The 12,527-nt window shown below is 48.4% G+C and carries 21 protein-coding genes; 3 read left to right on the top strand and 18 right to left on the bottom strand.

What is annotated here, in order from left to right; genetic code table 11:
- Positions 1–29 precede the first annotated feature (29 nt).
- The 3 genes from Q3V30_RS02165 to Q3V30_RS02155 are packed head-to-tail and all read left to right on the top strand — an operon-like array spanning position 30 to position 3,528.
- Complete coding sequence (locus Q3V30_RS02165; RefSeq protein ID WP_306210045.1) at positions 30–989, top strand: substrate-binding domain-containing protein; 960 nt, start codon at positions 30–32, stop codon at positions 987–989.
- 44 nt (positions 990–1,033) lie between these two features.
- Positions 1,034–2,533 carry a sugar ABC transporter ATP-binding protein gene (locus Q3V30_RS02160; protein WP_306210043.1) on the top strand — a complete coding sequence of 500 codons (1,500 nt, stop codon included), beginning with the start codon at positions 1,034–1,036 and terminating at the stop codon, positions 2,531–2,533.
- 14 nt (positions 2,534–2,547) lie between these two features.
- Complete coding sequence (locus Q3V30_RS02155; RefSeq protein ID WP_306213289.1) at positions 2,548–3,528, top strand: ABC transporter permease; 981 nt, start codon at positions 2,548–2,550, stop codon at positions 3,526–3,528.
- On the opposite strand, the gene Q3V30_RS02150 is transcribed toward Q3V30_RS02155, so the two are convergent.
- From Q3V30_RS02150 to rplE, 18 genes are all read right to left on the bottom strand, one after another.
- The gene (locus Q3V30_RS02150; RefSeq protein WP_306210041.1) at positions 3,482–3,748 is read right to left on the bottom strand and encodes an alternative ribosome-rescue factor A; all 267 of its coding nucleotides are present in this window, start codon (positions 3,746–3,748) and stop codon (positions 3,482–3,484) included. The two genes, Q3V30_RS02155 and Q3V30_RS02150, sit on opposite strands and share 47 nt — an antisense overlap.
- Before the next feature lie 52 nt (positions 3,749–3,800).
- On the bottom strand, positions 3,801–4,220 hold the full coding sequence (gene zntR / locus Q3V30_RS02145; RefSeq protein ID WP_306210039.1) for a Zn(2+)-responsive transcriptional regulator: 420 nt from the start codon (positions 4,218–4,220) through the stop codon (positions 3,801–3,803).
- Complete coding sequence (locus Q3V30_RS02140; protein WP_306210036.1) at positions 4,220–4,591, bottom strand: DnaJ family domain-containing protein; 372 nt, start codon at positions 4,589–4,591, stop codon at positions 4,220–4,222. The genes zntR and Q3V30_RS02140 overlap by 1 nt, the downstream gene beginning before the upstream one ends.
- 115 nt (positions 4,592–4,706) lie before the next feature.
- Positions 4,707–5,093: a 50S ribosomal protein L17 gene (gene rplQ, locus Q3V30_RS02135; protein WP_004160560.1), complete on the bottom strand. Its 387-nt coding sequence runs from the start codon at positions 5,091–5,093 to the stop codon at positions 4,707–4,709.
- A gap of 40 nt (positions 5,094–5,133) precedes the next feature.
- On the bottom strand, positions 5,134–6,123 hold the full coding sequence (locus tag Q3V30_RS02130) for a DNA-directed RNA polymerase subunit alpha (protein WP_034899656.1): 990 nt from the start codon (positions 6,121–6,123) through the stop codon (positions 5,134–5,136).
- A 25-nt stretch (positions 6,124–6,148) separates the two neighbouring features.
- A complete protein-coding gene (rpsD, locus tag Q3V30_RS02125) occupies positions 6,149–6,769 on the bottom strand; it encodes a 30S ribosomal protein S4 (protein ID WP_024966594.1) in 621 nt (206 codons plus the stop codon).
- Positions 6,770–6,801: 32 nt separating this feature from the next.
- Positions 6,802–7,191 (bottom strand): 30S ribosomal protein S11, encoded by a 390-nt coding sequence (gene rpsK, locus Q3V30_RS02120; RefSeq protein WP_034899652.1) that lies wholly within the window; start codon positions 7,189–7,191, stop codon positions 6,802–6,804.
- Positions 7,192–7,207: 16 nt separating this feature from the next.
- Positions 7,208–7,564, bottom strand: coding sequence for a 30S ribosomal protein S13 (rpsM, locus tag Q3V30_RS02115; protein ID WP_306210031.1), 357 nt, complete (start codon positions 7,562–7,564; stop codon positions 7,208–7,210).
- 136 nt (positions 7,565–7,700) lie between these two features.
- Complete coding sequence (gene rpmJ, locus Q3V30_RS02110) at positions 7,701–7,817, bottom strand: 50S ribosomal protein L36 (protein WP_020322760.1); 117 nt, start codon at positions 7,815–7,817, stop codon at positions 7,701–7,703.
- 31 nt (positions 7,818–7,848) lie between these two features.
- Positions 7,849–9,180: a preprotein translocase subunit SecY gene (gene secY / locus Q3V30_RS02105; protein ID WP_306210028.1), complete on the bottom strand. Its 1,332-nt coding sequence runs from the start codon at positions 9,178–9,180 to the stop codon at positions 7,849–7,851.
- A gap of 7 nt (positions 9,181–9,187) precedes the next feature.
- Entirely contained in the window at positions 9,188–9,622 is a 435-nt protein-coding gene (gene rplO, locus Q3V30_RS02100; RefSeq protein WP_128178044.1) for a 50S ribosomal protein L15, read from the bottom strand.
- A gap of 3 nt (positions 9,623–9,625) precedes the next feature.
- Positions 9,626–9,805: a 50S ribosomal protein L30 gene (rpmD, locus tag Q3V30_RS02095; protein WP_004160569.1), complete on the bottom strand. Its 180-nt coding sequence runs from the start codon at positions 9,803–9,805 to the stop codon at positions 9,626–9,628.
- Between the two features lie 5 nt (positions 9,806–9,810).
- Entirely contained in the window at positions 9,811–10,311 is a 501-nt protein-coding gene (gene rpsE, locus Q3V30_RS02090) for a 30S ribosomal protein S5 (protein WP_004160571.1), read from the bottom strand.
- 14 nt (positions 10,312–10,325) lie between these two features.
- Positions 10,326–10,679 (bottom strand): 50S ribosomal protein L18, encoded by a 354-nt coding sequence (rplR, locus tag Q3V30_RS02085; RefSeq protein WP_306210023.1) that lies wholly within the window; start codon positions 10,677–10,679, stop codon positions 10,326–10,328.
- Positions 10,680–10,688: 9 nt separating this feature from the next.
- Entirely contained in the window at positions 10,689–11,222 is a 534-nt protein-coding gene (gene rplF, locus Q3V30_RS02080) for a 50S ribosomal protein L6 (protein ID WP_306210021.1), read from the bottom strand.
- 10 nt (positions 11,223–11,232) lie between these two features.
- On the bottom strand, positions 11,233–11,625 hold the full coding sequence (rpsH, locus tag Q3V30_RS02075) for a 30S ribosomal protein S8 (RefSeq protein WP_147200079.1): 393 nt from the start codon (positions 11,623–11,625) through the stop codon (positions 11,233–11,235).
- 30 nt (positions 11,626–11,655) lie between these two features.
- Positions 11,656–11,961 carry a 30S ribosomal protein S14 gene (gene rpsN / locus Q3V30_RS02070; protein WP_004160578.1) on the bottom strand — a complete coding sequence of 102 codons (306 nt, stop codon included), beginning with the start codon at positions 11,959–11,961 and terminating at the stop codon, positions 11,656–11,658.
- A 13-nt stretch (positions 11,962–11,974) separates the two neighbouring features.
- Complete coding sequence (rplE, locus tag Q3V30_RS02065; protein WP_306210017.1) at positions 11,975–12,514, bottom strand: 50S ribosomal protein L5; 540 nt, start codon at positions 12,512–12,514, stop codon at positions 11,975–11,977.
- Positions 12,515–12,527: the final 13 nt, after the last annotated feature.

Raw genomic sequence — 12,527 nt, 5'->3', positions numbered from 1 at the left:
CCTGCCCCTATAATTGAAGAGGATTAAAAATGAAAAAGCTTTTAGTGTGCATGCTGTTAGCTGGCGCAGCCACCTCATTATCTGCAAGCGCAGCTGAGCAACTTAAAATTGGTTTTGCTAACCGCACGCTTAACGGCGCTTTCTTTAATGGGTTGACCGAATATATGAAAATCCATGCAAAAGAGAAAAACTATGAATTGGTTACTACCGATGCACGCGGTGACCTGAATAAACAGATTGCAGACGTTGAGGATATGCTTTCTCAGGGGATTAACTATCTGGTGCTTAATCCGCAAGATCCTGAAGCAGGCCAGCGTATTGTTAAAATGGCGGAACGCGCCAAAGTGCCGGTTGTGATTATTGACAGCGACATTTCATTAAAAGCCAAAGTTATCACCCGTGTTCAGGCTAACAATGCAGAGAATAACAGACAGTTAGGGGCATTTGCGGTGAGCCAGTTTGGCGATAAACCTATGAATTGCGTATTAGTCAGCGGCAATGCCGGTAATCTGGTCGGTCAGGCACGTAGCGATAATTTTCTGAAAGGCGTCACAGAAGCCCAGGAAAAAAAATATGGTCATAAACAGCTAACCGTCCTGAGTCAGGGATGGGGAAACTGGGATCAGCAAGGTGGTTTGAAAGCGATGGAAGATATGATCGTTGCTCAGGGAAATAAAATTAATTGTGTTTACAGTGAGATGGACGATATGGCTTTAGGGGCAATCCGCGCACTGAAGGCAGCCAATAAATTAGACCAGGTGAAAGTCTATGCTCATGATGGCTATAAAAAGGGACTGGAAGCCGTAGAAAAAGGCGAACTACAAGCAACAGCATCGAATAACCCCGACCTGCTTACCCGCGACACACTAAATATTATTGAACAATATCAGGGTGGCAAAAAAGATTTCCCACCTTATAGCTATATCCCAACGATTGTCATTACTAAAGACAACGTGGCTCAGTATTACAAAGCCGACGCGATTTTCTGATGATGAGCCCCCTCCAGAGAGGGGGATATCTGTGAGGTTAAAACGTGAACCAGTATGCTATTGACGTTCAGCAGGTAAAAAAAAGCTTTGGCGGAGTTCATGCACTTAAAGCCATTAATTTGCAGGTGCATACGGGCACCATTCACGCCATCATCGGAGAAAATGGGGCAGGCAAATCTACCCTGATGAAGATCCTGTCTGGCATTTATACAAAAGACAGCGGAAAAATCTTCATCCATGGTGAAGAGAAAAACTTCACTACGCCCGCTCACAGTAAAGAGAGCCGGATTGGCATTATTTATCAGGAACTGGCGCTTTCACCAGATTTATCGGTGGCAGAGAATATCTTTCTTGACGATCTGGGTATGGGAAAGGGCATTGTGCGCTGGAAGCGATTGAATGAGCGTGCCTCGCATATTCTTAATGAATTAGGTTTTTCAATCGACCCATGCAAACGTACCGGTGATTTAAGCGTTGCTTATCAACAAATGGTTGAGATTGCTAAGTCGCTGGCCAAAGACGTTAACATTTTAATCCTTGATGAGCCTTCCGCTGTTCTTTCAGGAAAAGAGGTCGCTATCCTTTTTGAGCAGCTGCGCAAGCTTAAATCGCGCGGTGTGACCATCATTTATATCTCTCACCGCCTTGAGGAATTAATGGCAATCGCAGATGAGATTACCGTTATTAAAGATGGTGAGACCGTTATAACTTTAGATCCGACCCTGTGTAGCGAGGAGGACATTATCACTAACATGGTCGGACGAAAACTGGAAAGTCTTTACCCTGATAAAGGCTTGCCTGAAGAGAAAGTGATGCTTGAGGTTAAAGAGCTCTCGACTCGGTCGCTCCTGAAAAATATCAGTCTGACGCTGCGTAAAGGCGAAGTTGTCGGCCTGGCTGGTTTAATCGGTTCCGGGCGCACAGAGATTGCACGCTGCCTGTTTGGTATTGATAAAATGTCAGCAGGTACTGTATTTAAAGAAGGAAAAAAAATTGAGATAGGTTCTCCTGCCCAGGCAATGAGTCATGGTATCGGACTGGTGCCTGAAAGCCGTAAGGAACAGGGAGCAATTTTAGTTCGCCCAATCAGGGAAAATATGACCCTGACTAATCTCAGCGTTATCAGCCGTATGATGGGATTTATCAATCGGCGTCAGGAACAGGAGGTTAGCCAATCCCTTCGTAAAAAACTGAATATTAAACTAGGTTCGGTCGAAGATACTATCGCCAGCCTCAGCGGCGGTAATCAACAAAAAGTGGTGATTGCCAAATGGTTAAACACTGACTGCAATATTCTTATTCTTGATGAGCCTACCCGTGGTGTTGATGTCGGTGCGAAAGTTGAGATTTATAACATTATTCATCAACTGGCGAAACGCGGTTATTCCATCCTGGTCATCTCGTCAGAAATGGTCGAGGTCATCAATCTGAGCCACCGCGTTTATGTAATGAGCGAAGGTCAGTTGACCAAAGAACTTATTGGCGATGAGATATCAGAACAAAATATCATGCGCTATGCCATTCCAAGAAATAGCGCAGCCTGAGGGAAAATCAGATGATGCAATCAATCACTAAAGAAAAAGATAACGTAGAATTTACTCCCAGAAAGCGCATTGGTCGTTTTTTATTAGATAACTCAACTATTTTAGTTTTTATTTGTATGCTTGTAATAGCTGCATTTCTCTCCGACCGTTTTTACAGTGCAGATAATATTACTAACGTATTACGACAGAGTGTTCCTCTGGGTCTGGCAGCGCTGGGACTGCTGTTTGTCATTTTGACGGGGGGAATTGATTTGTCGATCGGCTCAATTATGGCGTTTGTTTCCGTCGTAGTTGGCTTGATGATACCGGACATAGGATTGTGGCCAGCGTTGGTAGCAGGCGTAGGCATGGTGACGCTGATGGGTGCTTTTTCAGGAATGTTAGTGACATGGTTCAATATAGCGCCCTTCATAGCTACGCTGGCAATGATGACTATTGCGCGTGGTCTGGCTTTGATTATTTCCAATGGCCAGCCGGTTTTTATCGATAACGATGCTTTTGTAAATTTTGGCACAGGATATTTTCTCGATCTCCCCCTCCCGGTTTACGTACTGCTGGGCTTCGCCATCCTTTGTCAGTTGGTTTACAAGAACTCAGTATTTGGTCGTCTGGTTATATCCATCGGTTCAAACGAGATGGCAACACGATTTGCCGGTATACGCGTGAATATCTATAAGCTGGCCGTGTATGCGATCAGCGCGTTTGGGTGTGGAATTGCAGGTATTATCTCGGCAACCCGTACCGGTGTTGGTTCGCCCGTGCTTTCTATAGGGTTTGAGCTGGATGTTATTGCTGCAGTAGTAGTAGGAGGTGCCAGTCTGGCCGGAGGGCGTGGTAATGTGGTTAATACTCTTATCGGCGTATTTATTTTAAGTATGATTTCTAACCTGATGAACCTGATGAATATTTCCGGTTATAACCAGCAGGTTGTAAAAGGCGTTATCATTATCATCGCGGTAATGGTTGAAAGTCTGAAATCACGCGCTCGGGCATAGACCGCATTATTGGCAACCTGTGGTTATTCAGAAGGCCAGTGGTAAAGCTCTCTTTACCACTGGCCTCCCAGTTACCTTTCTTAGCGTGTTTCGCTTTACGTCGAAAGCTGCCTTTACCTTTGTGATTTGTTTCAATACGAACTTTAAAGAGCGGATCGTGCAGTAGTGCTTCTATTGCGTTATCACGGATAACGCCCTTTTTATGTTGATAACCAGCCATGTGATTTCCTTCTGTGATTGTCGGCGAAATATAGGTCCTGCGGCGGAATAAATCAACCCATTGAAGCAACGTCCCCTTTCTCCAGCGCTTCAAGAATAGAGCAGTAGACGCTGCTGTGTGCGGTTCCGCAACAGGCATCATTTAGTCTCTTCAGCGACCGCTGCATATTCTGTAGTTCTGCAATCATGCCCTCCACTTCACTCAGTCGGGACTGCACGATCGTTTTAGACTCCTGACAGGTGTGATGTTCAGGATCAACACGAATAGAGAGCAGTTCTCTGATGGCTTCCAGACTAAAGCCAAGCTGTCTGCCATAGCGAATAAACTTCAGCCGCTGAAGATCGTTATCGCTATAAAGCCGAAAACCGCCTTCAGTACGAATTTCATGATCCATCATCTGCTGCTTTTCGTAATAACGAATGGTATCAGGGGTGACCTCGGCCAATTTAGCCAGCTGCCCGATTTTAAACATTATTCATCTCCACTGAAGCGGTGATTGACCCGGTTTGCGTAGTCGCCCCGCAGAAATGTCGTACTCATACCAGCCTGCTGAAGTTTAACCTCAAGCAGTAAAAGACGCTTTACGTGCTGCTCATAACGATGATCTTGTGGATCGATGCCCGCAAGTAATTGATCAAGCTCGACAGCCTCCCGCCGCATTTCAAGTTCAGGAGGGAGATAACCCGAGTTCTTCATTAAACGGTAAGCTGCGCGAAGTTCCTGCGGAACATGGCTGTCATCGTCGAGCTGCAGCTTTTTGCCGCTGCCAGAGAGGTTATCCAGATCGCCATTTTTTTGTGCTTCAGCGATGTGCTGCTCTACTAATTGATCGATTAGCCACATAATAATGACCTCACTACCATGATTGAGAATAAACAGAATAGCGCGGGAAAAGAGTGAGGGGAATTTCAGATATAAAAAAACCGGGCAAGCCCGGTTTTTTCCTTAGTGCAACAGATTACTCTGCTACAGCTTCTGCTTGAGCTTCTGGACGATCAACCAGCTCGATGTAAGCCATCGGAGCGTTGTCACCAGCGCGGAAGCCACACTTCAAAATGCGAGTGTAACCACCGGCACGGCTCGCGAAACGCGGGCCCAGCTCGTTAAACAGTTTTGCCACGATCTCGTTATCACGAGTACGGGCGAATGCCAGACGACGATTAGCTACGCTGTCGGTCTTGGCAAGAGTAATCAGCGGCTCAACTACACGACGCAGCTCTTTCGCTTTTGGCAGGGTCGTCTTGATAATCTCGTGACGAACCAAAGAGCCAGCCATGTTGCGGAACATAGCCTGGCGATGGCTGCTGTTGCGGTTCAGTTGACGACCACTCTTACGATGGCGCATGACCTTATCCTTCTCAGTGAAACCTTAACCTGTGATCGGGTTATTCATCAGCGATGCTAGCGGGTGGCCAGTTTTCCAGGCGCATGCCCAGTGACAGACCACGAGAAGCCAGCACATCTTTAATCTCAGTAAGAGATTTTTTACCAAGGTTAGGCGTTTTAAGCAGCTCAACCTCGGTACGCTGTACCAGATCACCGATGTAGTGGATAGCTTCTGCCTTAAGGCAGTTAGCAGAGCGGACAGTCAATTCCAGATCGTCAACAGGGCGCAGCAAGATCGGATCGAATTCTGGTTTCTCTTCTTTAACTTCCGGCTGACGAACATCACGTAAGTCAACGAAAGCTTCAAGTTGTTCTGCCAGGATGGTAGCCGCACGGCGGATCGCTTCTTCAGGATCAATAGTGCCGTTGGTTTCCATTTCGATGACCAGCTTGTCCAGGTCAGTACGCTGTTCTACACGCGCTGCTTCAACATTGTAGGCAATACGCTCTACAGGGCTATAGCAGGCGTCGACCAACAGACGACCGATCGGGCGCTCATCTTCTTCCGAATGAATTCGGGCAGAAGCCGGCACATAACCACGACCACGCTGAATTTTGATACGCATGCTAATAGCGGCGTTCTCATCAGTCAGGTGGCAGATCACGTGCTGCGGCTTGACGATTTCGACATCACCATCATGGGTGATATCGGCTGCAGTCACAGGGCCAATGCCAGATTTATTCAAGGTAAGGATAACTTCATCTTTCCCCTGAACTCTTACCGCCAGCCCTTTCAGGTTGAGCAGGATTTCCAGGATATCTTCCTGTACGCCCTCTTTGGTGCTGTACTCATGTAGTACACCATCAATTTCAACCTCGGTCACCGCGCAACCCGGCATTGATGAAAGCAGAATACGGCGCAGTGCGTTACCAAGAGTATGGCCAAAGCCACGCTCTAAAGGCTCAAGGGTCACCTTGGCGTGCGTCGAACTCACTTGCTCGATATCTACCAGGCGCGGTTTTAGAAACTCTGTCACAGAACCCTGCATTGTGTCCTCTCTTTGGTACTAAGCTTTACTTGGAGTAAAGCTCGACGATCAGGTGTTCGTTAATGTCCGCAGACAGATCGGTACGTTCAGGAATACGTTTGAACACACCTTCCATCTTAGTCGCATCAACTTCCAGCCAGGTTGGCTTTTCACGCTGTTCAGCCAGCTCCAGAGCGGCTTTCACGCGAGACTGCTTTTTGGCTTTCTCACGGATGCTAACAACGTCATTCGGAGTTACCTGATAAGAAGCGATGCTGACAACGCGACCATTTACCATGATAGATTTATGACTAACCAGCTGACGTGCTTCTGCACGAGTGGCGCCAAAGCCCATACGGTAAACAACGTTATCCAGACGACCTTCCAGCAGAGCTAACAGGTTTTCACCCGTGTTGCCTTTCAGACGTGCTGCTTCTTTATAATAGTTACGGAACTGACGCTCCAGCACGCCGTACATACGACGAACTTTCTGCTTTTCACGTAACTGTACGCCGTAATCAGACAGACGCGGTTTACGCGCACCGTGCTGACCAGGAGCTTGTTCAATCTTACACTTGGTATCAATCGCGCGAACGCCTGACTTCAAAAAGAGGTCGGTACCTTCGCGACGGCTCAGCTTGAGCTTAGGACCCAAATATCTTGCCATTTTCTTTCTCCAACATTCCTAAAAAACGGGCGTTATACGCGACGTTTTTTCGGCGGACGACAACCGTTGTGAGGGATCGGAGTCACATCAGTAATATTCGTGATGCGGAAACCAGCAGCGTTCAGAGCACGAATCGTTGATTCGCGGCCTGGACCTGGACCCTTAACCATAACTTCCAGGTTCTTAATACCGTACTCTTTCACGGCGTCGGCACAGCGCTCGGCAGCAACCTGAGCTGCAAACGGAGTGGACTTACGAGAACCACGGAAACCGGAACCACCGGCTGTTGCCCAACCCAACGCGTTACCCTGACGATCGGTAATAGTCACGATGGTGTTGTTAAAAGACGCATGGACATGAGCCACGCCATCAGAGACTTGCTTTCTTACACGCTTACGTGCACGAACTGGTGCCTTTGCCATTATTCAATCACCCCGATTATTTCTTGATCGGTTTACGCGGACCCTTGCGGGTACGTGCGTTGGTCTTGGTACGCTGACCGCGCACTGGAAGACCACGACGATGACGTAAACCACGATAGCAGCCAAGGTCCATAAGACGCTTGATGCTCAGGGTGACTTCACGACGCAGATCGCCTTCAACAACAAACTTTGCAACTGCATCACGCAGAATGTCGATTTGTTCTTCAGACAGCTCACTGATCTTAACATTTTCAGCGATTCCCGTATTTGCACAGATAGCCTGTGAACGGGTCTTGCCGATACCGAAGATTGCAGTTAATGCAATAACAGTATGTTTATGATCAGGAATGTTAATGCCTGCTATACGGGCCACTATGCACTCCTATTAAATTACTTATGCGTCCCATGCCGAAAAGCCCGTTTTCAGGATACTCAAATGGAAACGCATAGACATACAAAAGATTGGCTGGCTAATCTAGCCAGCTCAACCCGACTTTGCAAGAAAAATATTAGCCCTGACGCTGTTTATGCTTAGGCTCGGCGCTGCAAATCACACGTACGACACCATCACGACGGACGATTTTGCAGTTACGACATAATTTCTTGACGGAAGCACGAACTTTCATTTTTACTCTCCGTAACTTCTTAAGCGCCTGATTATCGGCCGTAGCCTTTCAGGTTTGCTTTCTTCAATGCAGACTCGTACTGACTGGACATCATCAGAGTTTGCACTTGAGCCATAAAGTCCATGATGACAACCACCACAATCAGCAGTGATGTACCACCGAAATAGAATGGGACTTTCATCGCATCACGCATGAACTCCGGGATCAGGCAGATGAAAGTAATGTAGAGCGCACCAACCAAAGTCAGGCGAGTCATTACTTTATCGATGTACTTAGCCGTCTGTTCTCCCGGACGAATTCCTGGTACAAATGCACCGGACTTCTTCAGGTTATCTGCTGTTTCACGCGGGTTGAATACCAGCGCAGTGTAGAAGAAACAGAAGAAGATGATTGCAGTCGCATAGAGTAACACATAAAGCGGTTGTCCGGGCTGCAAATACATCGAAATCGTCGTCAGCCAGTTCCAACCGGTACCGCCCCCGAACCAGGAAGCAATGGTCGCAGGGAACAGAATAATGCTGGAAGCAAAGATTGCTGGAATAACGCCAGCCATGTTCACTTTCAACGGTAAATGTGTGCTCTGTGCAGCATAGACACGACGGCCTTGCTGACGTTTCGCATAGTTCACCACAATGCGGCGTTGACCACGCTCAACGTAAACAACGAAGAAGGTCACTGCAAATACGAGAACTGCAACCAACAGCAACAGGAGGAAGTGCAGGTCGCCTTGCCTTGCTTGCTCGATAGTATGGCCAACGGCCGGCGGCAAACCCGCAACAATACCAGCGAAGATAATGATTGAGATACCGTTACCGATACCTCGCTCAGTAATCTGTTCACCCAGCCACATCAGGAACATTGTTCCTGTGACCAGGCTGACAACAGCAGTAAAGTAGAAAGCAAAGCCTGGGTTTAACACCAGGCCCTGCATTCCAGGCATATTCGGCAGACCGGTAGCAATACCGATAGACTGAAATATACCCAATACTAACGTACCGTAACGGGTGTACTGGCTAATCTTACGACGGCCAGCCTCCCCTTCTTTTTTGATCTCTGCCAACGCCGGATGAACCACCGTCAGCAGCTGGATAATAATAGAGGCCGAAATATACGGCATAATACCCAGAGCAAAAATAGAAGCACGGCTGAGAGCACCACCAGAGAACATGTTAAACATTTCAATGATGGTGCCACGCTGTTGCTCAAGCAGTTTGGCAAGTACAGTGGCATCAATACCAGGGATCGGAATAAAAGAACCAATACGGAAAACAATCAGCGCACCAATCACAAACAGAAGTCTGCGTTTTAGTTCGCCAAAACCGCCTTTGGCACTTTGAAAATCTAATCCTGGTTGCTTAGCCATCTGCTACTTATTCCTCAATTTTACCGCCAGCAGCTTCGATTGCAGCACGAGCGCCTTTAGTGACACGCAGACCGCGAACCGTTACCGGTGCAGAGACTTCGCCAGACAGGATAACTTTAGCGAATTCAATCTGAATACCGATAATGTTAGCTGCTTTCAGCGTGTTCAGGTCGACGATACCGCCTTCAACTTTCGCCAGGTCAGACAGACGCACTTCTGCGGTTACTGCTGCTTTGCGAGAGGTGAAACCGAATTTCGGCAGACGACGGTACAGAGGCATCTGACCACCTTCGAAACCGCGACGTACGCCACCGCCAGAACGAGAGTTCTGACCTTTGTGACCACGACCACCGGTCTTACCGAGGCCAGAACCAATACCACGACCTAAACGTTTAGGAGCGTGCTTAGACCCTTCGGCCGGAGACAGAGTATTTAAACGCATCTGTTACTCCTCCACTTTAACCATGTAGGAAATCGCGTTAACCATACCGCGTACAGCTGGCGTGTCTTCACGCTCTACGGTGTGGTTAATACGACGCAGACCCAGGCCAAGCAGCGTTGCCTTGTGTTTTGGCAAACGGCCGATCGAACTGCGGGTTTGAGTAATCTTAATAGTCTTAGCCATGGTCATTACCCCAGAATGTCTTCAACGGATTTGCCACGCTTGGCAGCGACCATTTCTGGGGAATTCATGTTGGCCAGGCCATCCAGCGTTGCACGAACCACGTTAATCGGGTTAGTGGAACCGTAGGCTTTAGCCAGAACGTTATGAACCCCAGCGACTTCCAGTACGGCGCGCATTGCACCGCCGGCGATGATACCGGTACCTTCAGAAGCCGGCTGCATGAACACACGAGACCCAGTGTGCACGCCTTTAACAGGGTGCTGCAGGGTGCCGTTGTTCAGCGCGACGTTAATCATATTGCGACGAGCTTTTTCCATCGCTTTCTGGATCGCTGCTGGAACTTCACGCGCTTTACCGTAACCAAAACCGATACGACCGTTACCGTCGCCAACCACTGTCAAAGCAGTGAAGGAGAAGATACGACCGCCTTTAACGGTTTTAGATACGCGATTTACCGCGATCAGCTTTTCCTGCAGTTCGCCAGCTTGTTTTTCGATGTGTGCCATCTTACACCTCTACCTTAGAACTGTAGGCCAGCTTCACGGGCAGCATCTGCCAGTGCCTGGACACGACCATGATATTGGAAACCAGAGCGGTCGAAAGAAACATTTGTGATGCCTTTTTCGATTGCGCGCTCAGCGACTGCTTTACCAACAGCTGCGGCGGCGTCTTTGTTTCCTGTGTACTTCAGTTGCTCACCGATTGCTTTTTCTACTGTAGAAGCAGCAACCAGGATTTCAGAACCGTTTGGAGCAATTACCTGTGCGTAAATATGACGCGGGGTACGATGTACCACCAGGCGAGTTGCACCCAGCTCTTTGAGCTTGCGGCGTGCGCGGGTCGCACGACGGATACGAGCAGATTTCTTATCCATAGTGTTACCTTACTTCTTCTTAGCCTCTTTGGTACGCACGACTTCGTCGGCGTAACGAACACCCTTGCCTTTATAAGGCTCAGGACGACGGTAGGCGCGCAGATCTGCTGCTACCTGACCAATCAGCTGTTTATCAGCGCCTTTCAGCACGATTTCAGTCTGAGTTGGACATTCAGCAGTGATTCCGGCAGGCAGCGCATGTTCAACAGGGTGAGAAAAGCCCAGGGCCAGACTCACAGCGTTGCCTTTAATGGCTGCACGATAACCTACACCAACCAGCTGCAACTTCTTAGAGAAGCCTTCGGTAACACCGATAACCATACTGTTCAACAGTGCACGAGAAGTACCAGCCTGCGCCCAACCATCCGTGAAGCCTTCGCGCGGAGCGAAAGTCAGGGTGTTGTCAGCATGCTTTACTTCTACAGCAGCGTTAAGAGTACGAGTCAGCTCGCCGTTTTTACCTTTAATCGAAATAACCTGACCGTCGAGTTTTACCTCTACGCCGGCAGGAATCACGACAGGTGCTTTAGCAACACGAGACATAAATTCCTCCTTAAGCTACGTAGCAGATAATTTCGCCACCAAGACCAGCCTGGCGCGCTGCACGATCGGTCATAACACCTTTAGAGGTAGAAACAACAGCGATACCCAGTCCTGCCATAACTTTTGGCAGCTCGTCTTTGCGTTTGTAGATGCGCAGACCTGGACGACTAACACGCTGAATGCTTTCTACCACAGCCTTGCCCTGGAAATACTTAAGAGTCAGTTCCAGTTCTGGCTTGGTGTCGCCTTCGATTTTAAATTCTTCGATATATCCTTCTTCCTTCAGCAGCTTGGCAATTGCCAATTTCAGCTTGGAGGAAGGCATGGTCACCGCAACTTTGTTCGCGGCTTGACCGTTACGGATACGGGTCAGCATATCCGCGATCGGATCTTGCATGCTCATCTGTATTTACTCCCGTGATTCAATTGGTAATTACCAGCTAGCCTTTTTCAAGCCTGGTACTTCACCGCGCATGGCGGCTTCACGTAACTTGATGCGGCTCAACCCGAATTTGCCCACATAACCATGTGGACGGCCAGTTTGGCGGCAGCGCTTGCGCTGACGAGACGGGCTGGAATCACGCGGCAGAGTTTGCAGCTTGAGAACAGCATTCCAACGATCTTCGTCGGATGAGTTCACACTAGAAATGATAGCTTTCAGTTCCTCGCGTTTAGCGCGGTACTTGTCAGCCAGTTTCACGCGAACGACTTCGCGTGCTTTCATCGATTGCTTAGCCATCAGTAACCCTGCCTTACTTGCGGAACGGGAAGTTAAAAGCAGCCAACAGTGCGCGGCCTTCATCATCAGATTTCGCAGTAGTGGTAATGGTGATATCCAAACCACGAACGCGGTCGACTTTGTCATAGTCGATCTCTGGGAAGATGATCTGCTCACGAACGCCCATGCTGTAGTTACCACGACCATCGAAAGACTTAGCGGACAAGCCACGGAAGTCACGAATACGTGGAACAGCAATAGAAATCAGACGCTCAAAGAACTCCCACATGCGTTCACCACGCAGAGTCACTTTACAGCCGATCGGATAGCCCTGACGGATTTTGAAGCCTGCAACTGATTTGCGTGCTTTGGTGATAAACGGCTTTTGACCGGAGATTGCTGCTAAGTCAGCTGCTGCATTATCCAGCAGTTTCTTATCAGCGATCGCTTCACCAACACCCATGTTCAGGGTGATCTTCTCGACCCGAGGGACTTGCATGACAGAAATGTAGTTAAACTCAGTCATGAGTTGTTTAACTACTTCGTCTTTGTAGTAATCATGCAGTTTCGCCATCGTACTACTCCAA

Source organism: Erwinia pyri (genome assembly GCF_030758455.1).
Taxonomy (GTDB): domain Bacteria; phylum Pseudomonadota; class Gammaproteobacteria; order Enterobacterales; family Enterobacteriaceae; genus Erwinia; species Erwinia pyri.
This window is presented reverse-complemented; position numbering and strand designations above follow the sequence as displayed.